22 protein-coding genes are annotated in these 20,498 nt (G+C 54.8%); 6 read left to right on the forward strand and 16 right to left on the reverse strand.

Annotated features, from left to right (window positions below):
• Nucleotides 1-2 precede the first annotated feature (2 nt).
• The 3 genes from TH468_RS14405 to TH468_RS14415 all read right to left on the reverse strand — a co-directional run bounded on the left by TH468_RS14405 (nt 3) and on the right by TH468_RS14415 (nt 3,007).
• Nucleotides 3-1,301 (reverse strand): cytochrome-c peroxidase, encoded by a 1,299-nt coding sequence (locus TH468_RS14405; RefSeq protein ID WP_246832344.1) that lies wholly within the window; start codon nt 1,299-1,301, stop codon nt 3-5.
• Between the two features lie 136 nt (nt 1,302-1,437).
• The gene (locus TH468_RS14410) at nt 1,438-2,337 is read right to left on the reverse strand and encodes a DMT family transporter (RefSeq protein WP_085645209.1); all 900 of its coding nucleotides are present in this window, start codon (nt 2,335-2,337) and stop codon (nt 1,438-1,440) included.
• A 136-nt stretch (nt 2,338-2,473) separates the two neighbouring features.
• Complete coding sequence (locus tag TH468_RS14415; RefSeq protein WP_085645211.1) at nt 2,474-3,007, reverse strand: gamma carbonic anhydrase family protein; 534 nt, start codon at nt 3,005-3,007, stop codon at nt 2,474-2,476.
• A 202-nt stretch (nt 3,008-3,209) separates the two neighbouring features.
• Between TH468_RS14415 and TH468_RS14420 the strand changes: the two genes are divergently transcribed.
• Nucleotides 3,210-4,004: an ABC transporter substrate-binding protein gene (locus tag TH468_RS14420; RefSeq protein WP_168177150.1), complete on the forward strand. Its 795-nt coding sequence runs from the start codon at nt 3,210-3,212 to the stop codon at nt 4,002-4,004.
• A gap of 15 nt (nt 4,005-4,019) precedes the next feature.
• Here the strand turns inward: TH468_RS14420 and TH468_RS14425 are convergent, their stop codons facing one another.
• On the reverse strand, nt 4,020-4,895 hold the full coding sequence (locus tag TH468_RS14425) for a DMT family transporter (protein WP_085645347.1): 876 nt from the start codon (nt 4,893-4,895) through the stop codon (nt 4,020-4,022).
• A 109-nt stretch (nt 4,896-5,004) separates the two neighbouring features.
• Here TH468_RS14425 and TH468_RS14430 point away from each other — a divergent pair, with 109 nt between their 5' ends.
• The gene (locus tag TH468_RS14430) at nt 5,005-6,411 is read left to right on the forward strand and encodes a PLP-dependent aminotransferase family protein (protein WP_139834724.1); all 1,407 of its coding nucleotides are present in this window, start codon (nt 5,005-5,007) and stop codon (nt 6,409-6,411) included.
• A 62-nt stretch (nt 6,412-6,473) separates the two neighbouring features.
• On the opposite strand, the gene argC is transcribed toward TH468_RS14430, so the two are convergent.
• From argC to TH468_RS14445, 3 genes are all read right to left on the reverse strand, one after another.
• Nucleotides 6,474-7,520, reverse strand: a complete 1,047-nt coding sequence (argC, locus tag TH468_RS14435; RefSeq protein ID WP_085645215.1) for an N-acetyl-gamma-glutamyl-phosphate reductase — start codon at nt 7,518-7,520, stop codon at nt 6,474-6,476.
• Between the two features lie 173 nt (nt 7,521-7,693).
• The gene (locus tag TH468_RS14440; protein WP_085645217.1) at nt 7,694-9,022 is read right to left on the reverse strand and encodes a hypothetical protein; all 1,329 of its coding nucleotides are present in this window, start codon (nt 9,020-9,022) and stop codon (nt 7,694-7,696) included.
• 27 nt (nt 9,023-9,049) lie between these two features.
• Nucleotides 9,050-9,943, reverse strand: coding sequence for a GNAT family N-acetyltransferase (locus tag TH468_RS14445; protein WP_085645219.1), 894 nt, complete (start codon nt 9,941-9,943; stop codon nt 9,050-9,052).
• A gap of 387 nt (nt 9,944-10,330) precedes the next feature.
• Between TH468_RS14445 and TH468_RS14450 the strand changes: the two genes are divergently transcribed.
• Nucleotides 10,331-11,494 (forward strand): alpha-hydroxy acid oxidase, encoded by a 1,164-nt coding sequence (locus TH468_RS14450; protein ID WP_085645221.1) that lies wholly within the window; start codon nt 10,331-10,333, stop codon nt 11,492-11,494.
• Nucleotides 11,495-11,682: 188 nt separating this feature from the next.
• On the opposite strand, the gene rpsI is transcribed toward TH468_RS14450, so the two are convergent.
• The 6 genes from rpsI to TH468_RS14480 all read right to left on the reverse strand — a co-directional run bounded on the left by rpsI (nt 11,683) and on the right by TH468_RS14480 (nt 15,427).
• On the reverse strand, nt 11,683-12,168 hold the full coding sequence (rpsI, locus tag TH468_RS14455; protein WP_007091635.1) for a 30S ribosomal protein S9: 486 nt from the start codon (nt 12,166-12,168) through the stop codon (nt 11,683-11,685).
• Nucleotides 12,168-12,635 (reverse strand): 50S ribosomal protein L13, encoded by a 468-nt coding sequence (gene rplM / locus TH468_RS14460; RefSeq protein WP_007091636.1) that lies wholly within the window; start codon nt 12,633-12,635, stop codon nt 12,168-12,170. Before rplM ends, rpsI begins: the two co-directional genes overlap by 1 nt.
• A 160-nt stretch (nt 12,636-12,795) precedes the next feature.
• A complete protein-coding gene (locus TH468_RS14465) occupies nt 12,796-13,254 on the reverse strand; it encodes a PaaI family thioesterase (protein ID WP_085645349.1) in 459 nt (152 codons plus the stop codon).
• Between the two features lie 160 nt (nt 13,255-13,414).
• Nucleotides 13,415-13,981, reverse strand: a complete 567-nt coding sequence (locus tag TH468_RS14470) for a hypothetical protein (protein WP_085645223.1) — start codon at nt 13,979-13,981, stop codon at nt 13,415-13,417.
• Nucleotides 13,978-14,316, reverse strand: coding sequence for a hypothetical protein (locus TH468_RS14475; protein ID WP_139834725.1), 339 nt, complete (start codon nt 14,314-14,316; stop codon nt 13,978-13,980). The genes TH468_RS14470 and TH468_RS14475 overlap by 4 nt, the downstream gene beginning before the upstream one ends.
• A gap of 208 nt (nt 14,317-14,524) precedes the next feature.
• Nucleotides 14,525-15,427 carry a hypothetical protein gene (locus TH468_RS14480; RefSeq protein WP_085645227.1) on the reverse strand — a complete coding sequence of 301 codons (903 nt, stop codon included), beginning with the start codon at nt 15,425-15,427 and terminating at the stop codon, nt 14,525-14,527.
• Between the two features lie 154 nt (nt 15,428-15,581).
• Between TH468_RS14480 and TH468_RS14485 the strand changes: the two genes are divergently transcribed.
• Both TH468_RS14485 and TH468_RS14490 read left to right on the forward strand, forming a co-directional pair.
• A complete protein-coding gene (locus TH468_RS14485; protein WP_085645229.1) occupies nt 15,582-16,391 on the forward strand; it encodes an enoyl-CoA hydratase in 810 nt (269 codons plus the stop codon).
• Between the two features lie 87 nt (nt 16,392-16,478).
• On the forward strand, nt 16,479-17,114 hold the full coding sequence (locus TH468_RS14490) for a LysE family translocator (protein ID WP_085645231.1): 636 nt from the start codon (nt 16,479-16,481) through the stop codon (nt 17,112-17,114).
• On the opposite strand, the gene TH468_RS14495 is transcribed toward TH468_RS14490, so the two are convergent.
• Nucleotides 17,086-17,967 (reverse strand): sulfite oxidase heme-binding subunit YedZ, encoded by an 882-nt coding sequence (locus TH468_RS14495; RefSeq protein WP_085645233.1) that lies wholly within the window; start codon nt 17,965-17,967, stop codon nt 17,086-17,088. The two genes, TH468_RS14490 and TH468_RS14495, sit on opposite strands and share 29 nt — an antisense overlap.
• A 208-nt stretch (nt 17,968-18,175) precedes the next feature.
• Here TH468_RS14495 and TH468_RS14500 point away from each other — a divergent pair, with 208 nt between their 5' ends.
• Nucleotides 18,176-18,619: a CoA-binding protein gene (locus TH468_RS14500; RefSeq protein ID WP_085645351.1), complete on the forward strand. Its 444-nt coding sequence runs from the start codon at nt 18,176-18,178 to the stop codon at nt 18,617-18,619.
• An 84-nt stretch (nt 18,620-18,703) separates the two neighbouring features.
• Here TH468_RS14500 and TH468_RS14505 read toward each other — a convergent pair whose 3' ends face one another.
• Together TH468_RS14505 and TH468_RS14510 are read right to left on the reverse strand one after the other, a co-directional pair.
• On the reverse strand, nt 18,704-19,345 hold the full coding sequence (locus TH468_RS14505) for a hypothetical protein (protein ID WP_007091645.1): 642 nt from the start codon (nt 19,343-19,345) through the stop codon (nt 18,704-18,706).
• Between the two features lie 173 nt (nt 19,346-19,518).
• Nucleotides 19,519-20,418: an OmpA family protein gene (locus tag TH468_RS14510; protein ID WP_071241406.1), complete on the reverse strand. Its 900-nt coding sequence runs from the start codon at nt 20,416-20,418 to the stop codon at nt 19,519-19,521.
• Nucleotides 20,419-20,498: the final 80 nt, after the last annotated feature.

Below are 20,498 nucleotides of genomic sequence, written 5' to 3' on the forward strand. Positions count from 1 at the left end.
TCCTATTTCTTCTTGGCTTTGGCTGCGACTTCTTCCTGCTCGGCCAGAAGCGGCTCGTAACGGGCATCGGTCAAGGTTTTAAGAAACGCGACCAGCGCATCTATACGTTTGGTATCAAGGGCGTCCCCCTGCTCCAGCTCTTTAAGGGAAATGGTCTCGGGGATTTCGGCCTCGCCCCACGGCTGTTTGGTTTCCGGGTTCAACTGGGCCGATTTCGCGCGACTGTTATATTTGTTGTAAAACTTGATCACCGTGCGCAAATCGGAAAACACACCGTTATGCATATACGGTCCGGTGACGGCGACATTGCGCAACGACGGCGTTTTGTACTTGCCCTTATGGGCCGGATCATCAATTGCCGGATTATCAAGCAATCCATTGTCGGTAAAGTCCGGATCCTTGGCATTTTCCAGCCGCACGGCAACGTTTCTGGGGACGCCGATGTTATGATATTCGTAGTTTGTGAATGTCTCACCCTCTGCCGTCGGCGATGATTTAAGCTGATGGCAGACATTGCAGTTGGTGAATTGCTGCGAGAAGAAAAGCACCCTTCCCAGTTCTTCCTGCGGCGTCATTTTGTATTCCCCGCGCAGGAAACGATCATATTTTGAATCAAAGGGTGCGAACTGATCGGTGCGTTCGAACGCGGCAATCGCATCGGTCATTGCCCCGTAGGCACGATCCGTATCGCTCCAGACATCGTCACCAAACAACACCTTGAAACTTTCGACGTAATCCTCATCTTCCTGAAGGCGCGCAACAACGGTTGCCTTGTCAGGCATGCCCATTTCAACCGGGTTCAGCGGCGGCCCTCCGGCCTGCTCGGCCAAATCCTTCGCACGTCCATCCCAGAACTGCCCACCAACCGGCGTGCCGTCTTCTTTGAAATGGAAATCGGGTGCGAACTTCGCATATGCCGCCATCGGCGCATTGCGGTCGCCAAGCGATGCACCATCATCGCCAAGCGAATAGGCCCCATGGGCGATTTCGGAACGCGGATCGCGGAACCCAGTTGTCGGTTCATGACAACTCGCACAGGCCTGCGTCCGGTTTTTTGACAGGTTGGTATCGAAATAAAGTGCCTCGCCCAGTGCCGCTTTATCTGCAAACGAAGACGTATTGCTTGCCAGTTCCGTCAGCAAGGCTGCGGACGAATTCGGCGCGCCATGGCCATTTTGCGCCTTTGCACTGGTAATCCCGACACCACCGGCACCAATCATCAGCATCGTAGTTGCAAAAGCACAACCAAGGTGAAGAAACCCGCGAAGGGGCATGCTGGAAACGCGCGACAAGACAGGCATATTCGATATCCGGTATTCACTGGTGGCCGCATGATCGCGACCAATAATCACTTACAATACCCTAATTGCACCCTGCCTTGATAAAGGTCAATGGTTACCGTCCTTTAATTCAGGGCGATGAAACCTCGGATATTGATCAAATGGCAACTTTGGGCCGACGCCCCATCATCGGCAGCAACTGCACTCCGATAATCGCGGCAAGGATAACACCGCATCCGGCATATTCGGCGGGTGCCAACCGCTCGCCCAGGAAAAACGCCCCGGCAATTGCGGCAAATACCGCCTCGGCACTCATGATGATCGCGGCATCTGCTGCTTCGGTATAATTCTGCGCTACCGCCTGCAGGGTAAAGGCGATCCCGGCCGACATGATCCCGGCATAAAGGATTTCAAATCCGGCATTGTGGATATCGGCAAAGCTGAAAGTCTCGAACATGCCGCCCATCGCCATGCCAAGCAGACCGGTAATGAAGAATTGAACGGTCGCGACCAGTGCTGGGGCATTGGTGCGTGTTACCATCACACCGATCATCACCACCTGAACAGCCCAGAACAGCGCACTTCCCATCACCCAGAAGTCACCCTCACCAAGTGCCGAGAGGTTCCCGCCACTCAGAAGATATGTACCAAAAACGCACATTATTCCGCCCGGCCAAACCGACCAATGCGGCTTTGCCCGGAAAACCAGAAATGCCAGAACCGGCACCAACGGCACATAAAACGCCGTCAGAAACGCCGCATTGGTTACGGTGGTATCCATGATGCCGATCTGCTGCAGGATGCTGGCCAGATACATCGAAATGCCGGTAAAAATCAGGCCAAGCTTGTTGGTCCCTGAAAGCGGTCGTCCTTCGCGCTTTATTCTCCGCCATTCACGAAGGGCAAACGGCAGCACCACAAACGTCCCCAGAAGGAACCGCACGCCGGTAAAATATTGCGGGCCGATATTGTCCATGCTGGTTTGCTGGACGACAAAAGTCGTGCCCCAAATAAGGGCAACAAAAACGATTACGGCATTCGCCTGCCAACGCGTCATTTCCCGGTTCCGTTTCCTGGTCGCCGGGCGTGGTGGCGCGCGGCAGGTTATATGTTTTTATGTATATCTGAATTGCTTGCTAACGCAGGGTCCTGACACAGGCAAGAAGATCCTTTGCGTTCAACAATCTCAGTTGTCATTCAGATTTCAGGTCATCTGGAATTGTCACGCGATATTCCTGTCCAAGATCGGCATAACGATCCGCGGAAACTTTGAAAAATTCGATTTCTTCCTGTGTCAGGTCACGCACCTTGCGCGCAGGAACACCGGCCCAAAGTTCCCCCGCCGGAATGCGTTTTCCGGGTGCCAAAAGCGCCCCCGCCCCAAGCATCGCCCCCTGCTCGATCACGCAACCATCCATGACGGTGGCACTCATGCCGACGAAACTTCTGTCTTCCAGCGTGCAGGCATGGATAACCGCGGAATGGCCGATCGTGACGTCATCCCCGATATAGGTGCCAAACTTCCCCTTGGCGACATGCACCATGGCCAGATCCTGAATGTTGGTCCGCGACCCGATGCGAATTTCATGCACGTCACCACGAATGACACATCCAAACCAGATCCCGGTTTCGGCCCCAATTTCAACATCACCAATGATGGTTGCATTCGGCGCGATAAAGGCCGTCTCGTCAATAGTCGGGCGTACCCCGCGATAGGACAGGATCATGGTCTAACGACCTTTCACTTCTGGGATCGGTTTTCACTGGCACTGCACTTGCCCGTTACCGGGAAAATAGCGGCATCTTGATTTGACAGTTTAAATTCTAACATGTGCATATGGAAACCCTGTTCTCATTCAAATCGTGAAGATGCACGCAATTCGGTATTTAACCCTCTTCGCAGGCGTACGACGGGTTGGCATCATTTTGATGATGGTGACGGTGGTGGTGTGCGGCACGATCCAAATGAATGGCAAGGCGTCCGCGCAATCTTCCCCCTCAGACCCGGGCGAATTGCGCGTCGCCTTTTCGATCTGGGAACCATTCGTGATCGAGGATGAAACAGGGCGACACGGGATCGATCTGGCGATCCTGACGGAACTCGCCAGCCGCATGGGCAAGGTTCTGTCGCTTAACCCCTGCCCTTGGCGGCGATGCCTTAAAATGCTTGAAGATGGCGATATCGACATTCTTTCAAGCTTTGCCTATACGCCCGAGCGCGAAAAATTCGCGTTTTACGTCAAACCACCCTACAGCCGCGTCAGCCCGGTTTTCTATGTCCGGCAAGGCAAAAATACGCACGTCGCGCAATATGCCGATCTTAAAACGCTTGCAGTCGGCTCCGTAGTTGATTCGCGCTATTTCGAGCCATTCGACAGCGACACATCACTGAACAAATTCGAAGCCAGTAGCGAAATGCTGCTTCTGCGCATGCTCGAGGCAAGCCGTGTCGATGTCATTGTCGGGTCCGACGCCAATGTCGATTTTGAAATCCGGCGCAACAACCTTGGAGATATCATCCGCAAGGCCGATTTCAGACCCGATCATCACAATGACATTCATATCGCAATATCGCACAATTCCCCGCTGATGAGCCAGACAGACCAGATATCGAAGATCATCACCGACCTACGCGAAGAAGGCTTTATTGCTAGGGTGCATGCCCGGTACTGGCCCGCCAGTGACGATGCGAAATATCCGGACAGCCCCAAACCGACGGAATAGCTGGATTTTTAAAATCTATCGGGCAAATCGCTTGGCTCCGGCGACACAGGCAACCACGCCGACTGTTACCACGATCATCAGACCACCCACCGGCTCGGCCAAGAGCAACCCTGCCAGCAGCAGACCAAAGAATGGTTGCAGCAATTGCAACTGTCCGACCGCCGCAATGCCGCCCAGCGCCAATCCGCGATACCAGAAGAAAAACCCGATCAGCATGCTGAAAAGCGAGACATAACCAAGACCAAACCAAGCGGGAACGCCAATGCCCGCAAAGCTATCCGGCAGGGTCGCAATACAAAGCACCAGCATCGGCACCAGCGAAATCACCAGCGCCCAGCAGATCACCTGCCATCCGCCAAGACCTCGGGACAGTTTTGCACCCTCGGCATAACCGAGCCCACAAACGATAACCGCCCCCAACATACAAAGATCACCGCGCAATGACCCGACATTGCTTTCCATGGCAGCAAAACCAGCGACAAGCGCACTGCCAAGAACCGAAAAAAGCCAGAACACGGCCTTTGGCCGCTCACCACCGCGCAGCACACCGAAAATCGCCGTCGCCAGCGGCAGCAAACCGATGAACACAATCGATCTGGCCGAGGTGATATGTTCAAGCGCAAGAGCTGTCAGCAACGGAAAACCGACAACAACCCCGCCCGCCACCACCAGCAACGACATCCAATCCGATGCCTGCGGCCGGGCGGTTCGCGATGCCAGCAACAATATCGCCGCCAGCAGACCTGCAATTGCCGCGCGCGCAACGGTCAGAAACAGGGGATCGAAATCCATGACAGCAATCCGGGTCGCAGGCAGCGATCCACTGAAAATCAGGATACCGATCAACCCGCTGATCCAGCCACCACTTGATCTTTGAACTGCAATTGCCATCAAAACCTCCGTCATGTGCGAAGGTTTATCTATGGCTTGCCAGCATCGAATCGAACAGACACAATAAAATACAATTTGAACAAACTGTACTGATTACAGGAGCAATACAGTGGCGCCTAACGGGGCATCAAAACAACCCGATGACGGAACACTTGTCACCCGCGTCATGAATGTCATTCGCGACCGGATTGGCACACGCAACCTGCTTGCGGGGGATCGCCTGCCATCCATCCGTGGCTTTGCCCGTCAAATGAAGGTGTCGAATTCGACGGTTGTTGAAGCCTATGATCGCCTGGTGGCTGAAGGCGTTATTCAGTCCAGACGAGGATCGGGGTTTTATGTCGCCCCTCATACCGTCCCGCTTTCAATCGCCCGGATTGGACCGAAACTGGACCGGGCGATTGATCCGTTCTGGGTCTCACGCCAGTCGCTTGATGCACGCCCCGATATGCTAAAACCCGGTTGCGGCTGGCTTCCGGCGGACTGGATGCCCGAAGCCGCAATCAGGCGCGCCTTGCGCAGCCTGTCGCGCGCGGAGGACGCTACACTGGTCGATTACGGAACTCCGCTTGGTCTGGCATCCTTGCGTCATTTCCTGTCCCGTCGCATGGCAGGTTACGGCATTGATGCCCATCCCGACCATCTGCTTCTGACAGAGTCAGGAACCCAGGCAATCGACATGCTGTGCCGTTTTTTGATTGCACCGGGCGATACGGTTTTGGTTGATGATCCGTGTTACTTCAATTTTCAGGCACTCTTGCGCGCCCATCGCGCCAATATCGTCGGCGTCCCCTTTAACGAACATGGCCCGGATGTCGATGCCTTCGCACGGGTTGCTGGCGCACACAAGCCGCGCCTTTACATCACCAATTCCGGCCTGCACAACCCGACCGGCGCGTCACTTTCGCCAATGGTTGCGCATCGGGTTTTGAACATCGCCGAAGAACACGACCTGATCATCATCGAAGATGATATCTTTGCCGATTTCGAAAACACCCCTGCCCCGCGGCTGGCCGCACTGGGCGGGCTAGAGCGCGTAATCCATATCGGCAGCTTTTCCAAAACACTCTCGGCGTCGGTTCGTTGCGGCTATATCGCGGCTTCTGCAGACTGGATCGAAGGCCTGACCGATCTTAAAATTGCAACCGGCTTTTCCAGTCCGAATTTCTCCGCCGAACTGATTTTTACCGTTCTGAAAGACGGTACCTATCGCAAATATATGGAAACCCTGCGCGATAGACTGACACGCACCATGACAATCACAGAAACCCGGCTTCGCAACCTTGGTATCACACCGGCAATCAATCCCGATGCTGGTCTGTTTTTATGGTGCCGCTTGCCCGATCACATGGATGCGGCAACCCTGGCCCGAAACGCGCTTTCCGATGGTGTGGTTCTTGCCCCAGGAAATGTTTTCAGCATCTCGCAAACAGCTGGAAACCTGATGCGCTTTAACGTCGCCCAATGTCAGGACGAACGCATCTTCAAGGTGCTTGAACGTGCGCTTGAAAAATAAAAAAGGGCGCAATCCTTTTGGACAGCGCCCCTTTTTTTCTGTTTTGACGATCCGATACCGGATTACGGGAACAGCGGCTCGATCTCAAGCCCCATGGTTTCCGGCAGGCCCAGCATGACATTCATGTTCTGAACAGCCTGGCCCGAAGCCCCTTTAACAAGGTTGTCTTCGACCGCCACAATGATCACCCGGCCCGGCACGCGATCCTTGACCACCCCGATCAGAACATAGTTCGATCCACGTACGTGACGTGTCTGCGGGGTTACGCCAAACGGCAGGACCCGAACGAACGGCTCATCGGCATAACGTTTTTCAAGGGCGGCCTGAATGTCATCGGCCGTGGTACCATCGGTCATTTTGACATAGATGCTTTCAAGGATGCCGCGGCTCATCGGCATCAGGTGCGGTGAAAAGTTCACCACAACATCCTGCCCTGCGGCCCAGGCAAGGCCTTGCTCGATTTCTGGCGCATGGCGGTGCCCGCCGGTGCCATAGGCATGAATACCCTCGGTGACTTCGGCATACAGAATGCCTTCCTTGGGCGAACGGCCCGCACCGGTCACACCGGATTTGGCATCAATGATGATGTCGTCCGCATATACCAGCTTCTGCTCCAGAAGCGGCGTCAGCGAAAGCTGCACCGGAGTTGGATAACACCCAGGATTGGCCACCACGCGTGCCTTTTTGATCTTTTCACGATGCAGCTCGGTCAGGCCATAAACGACCTCTTTCTGCAAATCCTGCGCAGCATGCTCGGCGCCGTACCACTCCTTGTAGGTCGCGGCATCGAACAACCGGAAATCCGCCGACAGATCGACAACTTTGACATGATCAGGCAAACCGGCAATCACTTCCTGTGTCGTGCCATGCGGCAACGCGCAGAAAATCACATCAACCATCGACCAATCGGCATCCTCGATCCGGATCATGGTCGGCAATTTCAGATGGGCAAGATGCGGGAAAACCTCCCCGAACGGACGTCCGGCGCGTCGGTCTGCGGTCAGCAGGGTGATTTCGGCAGCGGCATGGTGCGCAAGAATACGAACCAGTTCCGCCCCGGTATATCCACTGGCACCGAGAATTCCGACTTTGACCTTAACGTCGCTCATTTCAAATCTTGCTCCTATAGGCTCGCCCTGACCTTTATGGTCACCGGGCGCGATTAACGGGCGGATGTTGGCAAACAAGCCCCGCAGATGCAAGCCCTTAGGCGGTATTTGCCGTGCATTGCGCGATCATGCCCCATGCAGGGATGACATGCATCACAGGGAAAAGTTGCCTTTTACGGACGTCGGGATTTGCGCACATTGGCCGGACAGGCCCGCTTATCCTCGGGCAGAACGGTATAAAACCGTTCGATTTTTTCAAACCCCGTCGGTGCTGCCACCGGATAATCCGAAACATATCGATGATCCGAAAGACCAAAATCGCTGGCTTTCAAGCCCGATCGCTGTTGCCAGATACGGCGATGGGTATCGGACAATGTGATTTCCGGATCATCAATCAGGAAAATCGCATCACGTGCGATCCGGTCGTTATATTTGTGCTGTGATGGCAACCACGCGGCAAGCTGGCGGCGCAATTCTCCCGGGCTTGGCACCTTGCGCGTCCGGCTGGCAAACTTGACCATCTTTGCCGACAGATCGGAGACATTGCCGGGCGGAGCCATGCCATGGGTCGCCATGTCGATAAAATAGGCCAGATCAATCTCTGTCGGATCACGACCGATAACAGGCTTTAGCGCAGCATAAATTTTAAAAAACCGGGCGATTTTTCCGCCATCGGCATTGGCCGCATCATAAACGCGGCGATAGGCGCGCTGCACTTCGGGCAATGCGCCGTACCGTGCAAACCGGGCGGTGAAATCGGCCCGGCGATCCGGATCGATCCAGATCGCACACAGGATATCAAACGCGCTTTGATTATTGCCCAGCGCCAACCGGTGCATCGCATCCGTATGCGGGCCAAAGACGGCATTAAGCAATCCGGGATTGGCACGTTCGGCGGCAAAGACAATCTGCTGGATTTCCGCCCCCGCCCCGGCGGTTGCCCCACGCGGCCCCCAAGTCAGATAGGCATTGGGATCATTGGTGTAACACCACGGATCGCCTTCCAGATACCGCTTGCCGCTCCGCGGGTTGCGCGACTGGCAGAAATTGAACTGGATGGCATCATAATCCGTGCCTTCCAGCGCAAAGGTCAGATGATTGGCCCGCGTGATCGCGTCGGGAAAGGGCTGCTCTGCTGGCATCAACAGTTTCCACAAACCGACCGTGATCGCGCCGGGGTTCCCGACCCCGATGGCCGCTTTAACGCTTGGATCAAGGCAGGGCTGCAAATCCATGATTGCGTTGCGCGTCTTGGCGCCAACAATACCATCCGTCGCTCCATAGGCAGACGTACTGCCACGCTTGCAACTTGCCGCGGCAACAAACAACCGGCTCTGAAAATCGGCAATCGCACCGTATTTCCCCAAAACCAGCGGCCGGTCTTCGAAACGGTATAAAACCTGGGATAAATTCTGTGCGACTGCATCAATGGGCATTGCACCGGCAAATATCCATGCTGCCAGCCCAAGGACCGGCAGCAGGATTTGTTTAAAGCGCAGCAATCTCTCAGGCCCCGTCACCGGCGCACCTCATTGACATGAAAGCTCTTCGATCAGCTTAACCGGGCTCGCCAGCAACGCCAAGCGATACGCCCCATCCCTCTCAAATCCAATTGCCTCATAGGCCTTCGCCGCCGCCGGGCTATCTGTTGACAGCACCGCATGGGTCACGCCGCGCGCCCGTGCCGCCAGAAGTGTTTTCGCGACCAGGATACGGGCATAGCCATTGCCGCGCTGCTCGGGCGGCGTCCAGACCGGACCGATCTGGACCATGTCGGGCAGTTCGGCGTTGAACCCCGAAAGACTGACCGGAACACCATCAACGACAAGCGCCCACATGTTGCGATCATTAAGCGCATGAACAAGCCTTCCGGCGATCCGGCTATCAAGGGCCGGTGTATCCTGCCCGCCCAGTGCCTCGATCTCGTAGGCGCGCAGCCAGCGCAGCAGCGTATTGCGATCAATCCGTTCGGCATCAACCATCTGGAAACTGTCCGACCGCATATTTTGCGGCAGGATCAGGTTGGCAAGATCAAGCCGATAAAAGGCATCGCATGCATTGATTGCAAATTCCGCATCGCCAAGCCCAAGCATCTCGATCACGCTTTTCGCCTGATCCGCCGGACCATAGAAACCTGCCACTGCCTGCGTATTCTCTGCACGAAACTGGTCAATCAAATCGCTCGGCACCGGTTTACCGCCGGTTTGCACAAAGACATTACCGTTGCCAAATATCGTCAAAACCGCCGTCACCGTGCCATCGCTGGAAACTTCACCGTAATAGCAGCCTGAAAGCGGATGATGACGTCGGTTCATGCCGGTTTTTCGCAAATTGCTGTGCAGAACCATGCTGGTTTCGGCATGGGTCGCGAGAAATGCGTCAAGGGCATGAAGATCATCATCTTGCAGCTTTCTGTACTGCATATCGGGGGTCCCTTTCTTTGGGCTTCAGGTAATTGCCAACCTTCCGAATTGGCATAAAAAAAGACCGCTCCATTAGCGGCCCTTCACATATCGCAAGGTAATCCAACAGAGGTTCAAACACTTATGTCTTGAAAGCTCGTCGCATTGTTCCAACCATTGGATGTCACCTTAAATTCAAAAAATGTCTCTTCGATGGATTGTTATTATCACAACCTACCGAATTTTCGATCCTTCTTTTTAAAATTCTTTTCCGACCACAACATCACCCTGATTCCGGAATACGGAAACAATTTGGGCCCTACAAGAAGCTGATTTTCAATTCGGTTTGCGATAACCTCCGAAACTGGTATTACCATTACCGAGCGCATTTTATTCGGAGTTGACCTCATGCCAGTGATTACCTGCGTCGAAGACCTGAAACGTATCTATAAACGTCGCGCACCGCGCATGTTTTACGATTACGCAGAATCCGGAAGCTGGACCGAGCAGACATTCCGCGAAAACACCGCCGACTTTCAGGATATTCATCTCCGTCAGCGGGTCGCGATCGACATGGCCGGACGCTCAACCAAAAGCCAGATGATCGGTCAGGATGTCGCCATGCCTGTCGCCCTTGCCCCGGTCGGACTGACCGGCATGCAATGTGCCGACGGCGAAATAAAGGCTGCCCGCGCGGCGGAGAAGTTCGGTGTCCCGTACACATTGTCGACCATGTCGATCTGTTCGATCGAAGATGTTGCCGAGAACACCTCCAAGCCCTTCTGGTTGCAGGTTTATACGCTCAAGGACGATGACTTCATGAAGCGTCTGTTTGACCGGGCCAAAGCAGCCAAATGCTCGGCCGCGGTCATCACGGTGGACCTTCAGATGCTCGGCCAACGTCACAAGGATCTGAAGAACGGTCTTTCGGCCCCGCCCAAGTTGACCGTCAAATCGGTCGCCAACATGATGACAAAGGTACAGTGGGGGCTGGGCATGCTTGGCACCAAGCGCCGCTTCTTTGGGAACATCGTCGGCCATGCCAAGGGGGTTGGCGACCCCTCATCACTGAGCACCTGGACCGCCGAAGCGTTCGATGAATCACTTGATTGGGACCGTATTCGCGAGTTCCGCAAAATGTGGGATGGGCCCTTGATCATCAAGGGGATCATTGATCCGCGTGATGCCCTGGAAGCACTTAACGTTGGCGCAGATGCCATCATTGTTTCCAACCATGGCGGACGCCAGCTTGATGGTGCCCTGTCCTCAATCCGTGCATTGCCAGCCATCATGGATGCCGTCGGTGACAAGATCGAGGTCCATCTTGATAGCGGGATCCGTTCCGGCCAGGATGTGCTGAAGGCACTGGCACTGGGCGCCAAGGGCACCTATATCGGGCGCGCTTATGTTTATGGACTGGGCGCAATGGGCGAAGCCGGTGTGACCAAGGCGCTTGAGATCATTCACAAGGAACTTGAAGTTTCCATGGCGCTTTGCGGTCATACTGACGTGACCAAGGTGGATCGCGATATTCTGATGATCCCGCGCGATTTCTCGGATCGCTGGCAATAACGCGACAGAGACACTTACGTCTTTCAAGATCAAATAAAAAGCGGCGTCTTCAGCACTAGAAGACACCGTTTTTATCTGGTTCTGTTGGGAAGCAAGCCCCTACCGAACGCAAACCCGCAAAAAGAAAAAGCGCCACCAGAAGGTGACGCTTTCCCGATAAAATCGCGAGCCTGATGCCCGAAAACGAATTAACGTTTCGAGAACTGGAAGCTACGACGTGCTTTGGCGCGACCGTATTTTTTACGTTCAACAGCACGGGAGTCACGGGTCAGGAAGCCGCCTGCCTTGAGCGACGGACGCAGTGCCGGCTCGAACAGGGTCAGCGCGCGCGAGATACCGTGACGAACGGCACCGGCCTGACCGGAAAGACCACCACCGGTAACGGTGCAAACGACGTCGAACTGATCTTTACGATTGGCAACGCCGAACGGCTGGTTGATCACCATGCGCAGAACCGGACGTGCGAAGTAATCTTCGAATTCGCGGCCATTGACGGTGACTTTACCCGAGCCCGGTTTGATCCAGACGCGTGCAATTGCGTTCTTACGACGGCCGGTTGCATAGGAACGGCCCTGTGCGTCGATCTTCGGCTCCGGCAGGGTGCCTTCTGCAGCAGCAGCTTCACCGCCCTGTGCGAGATCCTTGAGATCTTCAAGAGTTTTGGTGTCGGCCATTACTTAGCACTCCGCTTATTCTTGTCGTTCATTGCGGCAAGATCGAGAACTTCCGGCTTCTGTGCATCATGCGGATGCTCGGTACCGGCATAGACGTGCAGCTTGGAAAGAACCTGGCTGCGCAGCGGACCACGGGACATCATACGCTCGACAGCTTTGATGATCACACGTTCCGGATGCTCGCCATTCAGCAGCTTGTCCATGGTGCGTTCTTTGATGCCGCCCGGATAACCGGTGTGCCAGTAAAACTTCTTGTTCTGAAGTTTACGGCCGGTCAGTTTGACTTTTTCGGCATTGACGATGACGATGTGATCGCCACAATCCATGTGCGGGGTAAACATCGCTTTGTGTTTACCACGAAGACGGTTGGCAACAACGGCTGCAAGACGGCCGAGTACGACGTCTTCTGCGTCGACTACAAACCATTTGCGCTCGATGTCACTCGGTGTCGCAGTGAAGGTTTTCATAATTTAATACTCGAAAACTGGGTTCCACGGAGGGAATCGCCCCTCGTTGAAAGTCGGCGCAGTATGCCAGCATTAAACAGGAAAGCAACAGGAATATTTCGTTGTATTTCAAATACTTAAATCAATAGGTATTATTTTACCACACTAGTTTTCATCATTTTCATACCGGTTTCGGCTCTGCTCCCTTTTCGGGCGGCATCGCATAGGTCCCGATGACATGCGCGCAAAGTGCGCCATCAACAGCTGACCGGATATGACATTCCGCAATCAAAAGGCGCTTCCCGGCTTTGAGGATTTTCGCCTCCGCCAGCAAATCACCTGGCTTTGCCCCGGAAAGGAAGTGCACCGTCGCCTCGGTCGTCACCGCCAGATCGGCCTTGGGTACCACAAGCCACGCCACCGCATAAAGCGCGATATCCGCCAACCCAAAGATTGCCGGGCCACAAATCACATTGCCCGGCCGGATATGCCGTTCATTGAACGGCAGGCGCAACAGGGCACGGTCCCCCGAAAGTTCTTCGGTTCGTACGTTCATGTCCCCAACGAACGGAACTTTCTCACGCATGATCACATCAAAATCAGCAGGCATTATGCCCGTGCGGGGTGGCATGGCTGTCATTGCGGGTTCCTCCCTGTCGCCACCCTTGCCTTTGGTGGCGCTGTTCCCTTTGAGCACAGCCTGACATAACGTTTACGTTAACGTCAATATTTTCAAACCAGCCCCCCTTGATGTTCACAACCGGTGCCGCATAGAAACGACCTCGGCCCCCCCCCTTCTTCTACCCGCCAAGAATTGACGAAAGCTCGATCACCGTTATCCAGATCACGGCCAAAATCACAATGACCGTAATCAGGAAGGATCCGATATTGGGCAACCACTTTTCCACTCCGCTCCGCTTCACGCCCCCCTCAGACAATGCAGTCGGCCTGACATCATTTGCATGGACAGGAATTTCTTGTGGATGCCCCGGCAAGGCTTCGGAAAACACACCGGGCCGGGTTTGTGGGGGCTTGGAATGCATCGTGTCGTCACCATCTTGGGCAACGGAGCGGTCCCCAAAGGGCGTCAGGATCGAAATGAAATCTGCAAACGGTTTACCGTCTTCGGATATCGTTTCGGTCGCTGCGATACTGGGATTTGTTTTTTTGGGCTGCCCCCCGCTTTCGCGTGGATCACTGTCGCGGGCATCCTGATCCGGGTTCGGATCAATCGGGTCCTGCACCCCCGATATATTACCATCTGGCTGGGGATTATCCATGCCCTGCATCTGCGCCCGACGGCGGATACCGGCCGACACCAGACGCACTGGCGCCGCGCGATCAGCCCCTGATATGCGTGCCATCATCGCGATAACAGAACAGCAAGTTCTGAATAGGTCGCGAGGATCACACTCGCAATTACGATACTGACAATCAGGGATGCACTGGCGCGCGGTAATTTTTTCCGCAACCAGTCATTCAGATCGAAATTGGAACTGATATCGGATGCGGGCCGTCTAAATCTTGGCCTGACCGGACCACGCAGGATAACTGTGGGCTTGTCCACTTCATCGTTGGACGCCCAGCGATACCGGTTTTCCGGAAGGTAAACCGGGTGGCGGTCTTCCTGACCTTTTACGTCACTTTTCATGGCGACTACGGCGGTACCTCCGCCGTCTCCTGCAACAAGGGTTAATGTCACATTCCAGCAACCCTGCCTTACCCGACATACCTTGCCAGCCAATACAGGATTCCCCCCTCGTCTTGCACCCTCCCCATTAAGCATAATTACAAATCATAAAATCCCCTGTCACACGCTTCAGCGTGCAACACGGTATAATAGTCCCCACATTTAGGCAGGTTTGAGGCAAAGTTCAGGAATTGATATTCTATTCTGGATTGCTTTTACGCTATCCGCTGATCAATTTGCCAAGCTCGGTATAAACCAGCACCAGAACATAACCGACAGCAATGGCTGCAACCATATATGCACCCAGCTTTGGCAGGACTTTATCAAGCGCCAAAGCATTTCTGCGTTCCGTTGCTTTTTTGTTGACCCGGCGCTGCTTGGCAGCTTTCCGGCCGCCCACGCGTGCCGAATGTGCCGGCGATACGATGCCGGCATTAAGTCGTCGGGCTTCTTCCTGACTAAGCCAGTTTGCACTGTTATCAGGCAGATCGATATTGCCAGATCCATTGCGCGATGTGGATTTCAGATCATCTACACGACCGGCAATATCGTTATGCATATCCAGACCGGTTTGCGCCCCATCGCCCAGACTTTCCAGATATTCCTTATACGCACTTCCTGTCCCGTCATTCCCGCCCCGCAGGTCTTCCTGCGCGGCATTTGCCCGCGCCCTATTGGGTTGGGCCTGATACAGGGCGGCATTTCCGGCAAGGACGTGACGATTGGGTTTCGGCCTGTCGCCCGGTTTACCGGTACTGCTCAGATCATTTGCGGTAACCGGCTTTATCTTTTTCGGCGCGGCGGGTTTCGGTCCCGCCATTGCCGTCCCGGAAATATCACGCGCCATATCGGGATCAGGGGCGCTGACATCCGGGTTATCCGGATCTTTTTCCGGTCGGCGGGGCTGAAGGATTTCGGGAACGTCAAACCCGCGGCTTAACAACCGGGCGCGTGCCTCGGCGCGCTGACGTTCCATCTCCCAGTCTATGGCCTCCTTACGGTCATAGCGTTTCATTTTCGTCTTGGCGACCGGCGAAACCGGCTGGCGCTTTTTAACGATTTCCTTGGTCGTGACAAAACGACCAGGAGCCCGTTGTGGTTTACGTTTTTCGTCGTCGGTCATTTCCCACTGCCCATAAACGGGACCGCCCACCGGTCTAGATCATTATTGCGGTATTTTTAGTTTCCAACAAAACCGGGACGTGAAATTCTACAACGACAATATATTGACGTAAAAGTAAAAAACATACAGTGCGCGCCATCACAGGGAGGCATAAATGACCAGTAACTCGCCCAACAGCCACACAGATGAAACCAGCCTTGTCCTGCGCAAAGACGAGGGCCCGGTCGCAACCCTGACCCTGAATGCCGCCAAAAGCCGCAATGCCCTTTCCGGGGCGATGATGGCGGCTCTGCACACGGCATTGGATCAGATCGCAGGCGATCCTGCCATTCGCTGTGTGATCCTTGCGGCAAACGGTGCGGCTTTTTGTGCCGGTCATGACCTTAAGGAAATGAACGGCATTTCCACCTGCGACGGCCATGCAGCTCTGTTTTCCCAATGCAGCGCGCTGATGATGCGGATTGTCACCCTGCCCCAACCGGTGATCGCACGCGTTCATGCCGTGGCGACCGCGGCCGGTTGCCAACTGGTGGCAAGCTGCGATCTTGCCGTTGCCGGAACACTTGCAAAATTTGCCACACCCGGCGTCAATATCGGGCTGTTCTGTTCGACCCCGATGGTCGCACTCAGCCGCAATGTATCGCGCAAACATGCCATGCGCATGCTGTTGACCGGTGACCCGATAGACGCCCGGACAGCGTGGCAGATGGGGCTGGTTTCCGATGTCGTCGAAGATGACGACCTGATCACCGCGACTGACGACCTTGCCAAACGCATCGCATCACGTTCGGGGATGACGGTAAAACTGGGCAAGGAAGCATTTTACCGCCAGCTCGAAATGCCGTTATCCTACGCCTATGATTACGCATCCGGGATTATGACCGACAACATGCAAAAACACGATGCCCGCGAAGGGATCGGCGCATTCGTTGAAAAACGCCATCCTGAATGGCAGCACGAATAATTGCGATATCGCGCGTTATTTTGGCCTCGACTTCCCCATTTGGCTCAGGCTTGATCATTACGGAACATCACCCGAAGGAGGGTAATCATGAGTTTGGAAATCTGGCTGGCCTTCGTTCTGGCCTGCACAATTGTTCTGGCCATCCCCGGCCCGACCATCATGCTTGTCGTCAGCTACGCTCTTGGCAAGGGTCGCCAGACCGCATGGGCGACGGTTCCCGGTGTTGCACTGGGCGACTTGACCGCGATGACGATTTCGCTGGCTGGTGCCGGTGCATTGCTGGCGACATCGGCAAATGCCTTTACCGTGCTGAAATTATGCGGGGCGGGATATCTGATTTATCTTGGCATCAAAATGTGGCGCGAAAAGCCGGGCGCACTGGAAGATAACCCGGATGCCAAACGCAACCGACCGTCACGCATGTTCCTGCAGGCCTATATCGTGACGGCCTTAAACCCAAAGGGCATCGTATTCTTCATTGCCTTTGTGCCGCAGTTCGTTAACGCCTCGATGCCCATTCTGCCGCAGTTCGTGATCATGACCGCGACCTTCGTCTCGCTGGCGGCGGTCAATGTCGCAATCTGGGCCACCATGGCGGGCGCCTTGCGCGAAAAATTCCGCAAACCGGCCGCCATGCTTCGCCTCACGCGTGCCGGTGGTGCCGTCATGATCGGTGCGGGTCTTCTGACTGCCTTTACCCGCCGCGCGAGCGCTGCGGTCTGACAAACAGGGTGGATGCGATTTGACCCAGCCATTCACGGCCGATCGCATCCTGCCCGAACAGGCTGATCACCGCGACAAACAATCCGCTTAGAAAAACATTCCATGCCGGTCGCAACGGCCACATGAAATCCAGATTGGCGGCCAGAACTGCCGATGGCGGCACCCCCGTCGCAAGGCCATACCACGCATATTCAATCCCCGCAGTCACCAGCCCGGCCAGAACCGCGACTGAAACCAGGACAAACGGTGATCGCAACGACCAGTCCCGGGCATGCGCGACGCGATACAGCATAAGGGCAACAAAGAAGCCCGCCATCAGGGTCGCTTCGCTGACATCGATTTTCGACTGCATGAAGAAATGAAGCGCTGCAAGAACACCGATGCCATAACTGATCTTGTGCAATCGGGTCCAGTTCTTACCCAGCCTGCGCATCGCGGATTTGGTTGACGTCACCCCAAGGATGACAAGCCCTGTTAGCGCCACAAAGCCGATGGTCAGATAAATCCGCACCAGAATTTCATTGGCAACGCGCAAGACATCCCACGACTGGCTCAGCATATATAACAACAGATGGATCACGGCATATCCCAACGCCGCCAAACCAACCTGACGGCGAATTTGGACAAGCTTGCTGGCACGTGTAATCCGGCGAAGCGGCGTGATCAGAAGCGAGATCAGCAACATCCTGATCGCCCAATCGCCACTTTCAAGGATCGCTTCCTTGACCGGAATGGTCGCCCCGCCTTCGGCAATCACCGGCCAGAGAATGAAACAGCCCGGCACAAGCAGCAGCACAAACACGGTCAGCTTAAAAACCGAAAATCTACCGGACGGATCAAGCCATGGAAACATGCGGGATACCTTTTGTGTTTTGGGTAATGGGCAATATATCCCCTACTCAACCCTGTTTCGTTCAATCCGTCAGTTAAATTTGCCATCAACTTTCTGCGAGCGTCGCGGCATCACATAATCCCGACGCCAGAAGATTGCGGCAGCAAATCAAAACCTTATGTATCATACAGACATAAAGATGCCGCATCGCAAACCAAAGGCAGATGATATGAGCGATTTTAAAAATCCCGACGACAATGCCACGCAGGCATTACTTGAACGTACCAAAACAATTGCGCTGGTCGGTGCCAGCCCGAAACCCGAACGCCCGTCAAATGGCGTCATGAAGTTCCTTTTATCGCGCGGCTATCACGTCATTCCGGTCAATCCCGGTCAGGCCGGCGGTGAAATTCACGGCCAAAGGGTCTTTGCAACCCTTGCCGATATCAATGAGCCGGTCGATATGGTCGATATCTTCCGCAATAGCGAGGATGCCAGTCGTGTAATCGACGAGGCAATTGCCATCGGGGCCAAATCCGTTTGGATGCAGCTCGGCGTCATCAATGTCGCGGCTGCCACCCGCGCGCAGGATGCCGGGCTTGATGTCGTGATGAACCGTTGCCCGGCAATCGAAACCCCCCGTCTTTTCGCCCCGGACTGGAAAGTCGCCTGACACGGCCTGCCGGACCGACCCCTAAAACACAAAAGGCACCGCGTGAATGGCGGTGCCCTTCATTTCATACCAAGCAGACCGAAATCAGCCGCGACCGCACATTTTCATCAAATCGGGAACCAGCCCCTGATTGCCGATGAAATCCGGCTGCACGGCACTGGTCACCGTGTAGGTTGTCGTCGCTTCGTCCACCAGCGGGTCATAAAGACCCGATGTTTCCATCACCAGCGACATCACGCCATCGGACTTGATCCGGAGCGCAGCAAAGCCATTGGCATATTCGGTGCGCGCGCATTCCTTACCAAGAATCTGGTCAAACTGCCCGACAAGCGCATAGCGCGGGTTTTCGATCAGATGATCACGTTTGGCAACAGCACCGGCGATCAGACCGGGACGCGGAATATATTTGCCAAAACGAACCTGTGACTGGACGATATAACCGTCCGGGAAATAAACCGCGACGTCCTCGGCAAGAAGGATGCGATCACCGATGACCTGACCGGACCGCAAAAGTGCCTTGATCCGCTTGCCCGGAATTTCGCCCGAAAAGGCATTGAAACGAAGATACTTGCCGTCACCGCGCTCGGCGGCATAAAGCTTTTCAAATGGTACTGGTGGCGTTTTATCTGCAGCAGCCCCTGGTCGGGCAAAACTTCCGGCCATGATAACAACGGCCATCGCGCAGATACCGGCACCGCGCAATGAACGGCACAAATTTCTGATCATCTTCCCCCGTCTCTCCCTTTCGCGGCTCGGATATCCCGCAGACATTAGGTGTATTGCGTCCAATTTCAACCGTTATTCACAGGATAGATTCTGTATTTAATAGACTATCCATAAAAAACAACGGGGTGGCATCATGCCACCCCGTTGCCGAAGATTTGGTAAACGATCGCGGATTAGTCGATCGAGATGGTCACGCGACGGTTACGCGGTTCACGAACACCATCCGGAGTCGGGATAAGCAGATCGCTCTCGCCAACAGCTTCGCTGTCAACCATGTCGCCTTTAACACCACGTTTGGTCAGCTCGGACAGAGCCGAAGAAGCACGACGCTCCGACAGACCCTGGTTGTACGAAGCCGAACCAGACGCATCGGTGTGACCAACAACGGTAACGTTGCTCATGCTCGAAGCCCACTGCTCGGCAGCGGCATCAAGGACACGCTCGGAAACCGGGGTGATCGCGGTGCTGTCAAAGTCGAAGAAGATGGTGAACAGGCGCGGTGCGGCTGCAACCGGTGCCGGTGCCATTTCTTTCGGCTCTTCTGCGCGCAATTCTGTCATTGCTGCTTCAAAATCTTTCCAGCACTGGCTGATCAGTTCGGTCTGCCAGCCTTCTTCGCTTTCTTCGATCCAGCAATCGAAACGAGCCTGCGCAATTGCGGCTGTATCCGGTTTTGCTTCACGCTTGCCATCGTCAAGAAGAGCAATCAGTTCATCACGAACGGCGCGCTTCTGTGCGATTTCTTCGGCGTCAAAACGCCAGTTGGCCGGATCTTCCGGAAGGATGGTTTCGTTTTCGGCGACCTTGCCTGCTTTCTTAGCAAAGAAGTCGGCGTCGAAGAAATCGTACCATTCATCGGCTTCGCGCTGTGCGTAAGCGATGTATTCGGCTTTAAGTGCCTTGCCAAACGCGGTGGTCGGCTCTGCACCGGTAACGGCACTGTTGACGGAGTTGCCATAAGTCAGCGGGTTACCACCGTACATGACGGCCGTACCCGAGTTATCGACACTGCTACACGCGCTAAGAAGGGCGATGCCCCCGATAGCACAGATAAAAGACGGACGAAGCTGCATGTTTTTGCCCCTATAGTTCAGGTTGTTATTCAGTAACCTACAATATCACCAATGATGGTCATATTATGTCTCTAAACGAC

The organism is Thalassospira sp. MCCC 1A03138 (assembly GCF_002115785.1).
GTDB lineage: Bacteria > Pseudomonadota > Alphaproteobacteria > Rhodospirillales > Thalassospiraceae > Thalassospira.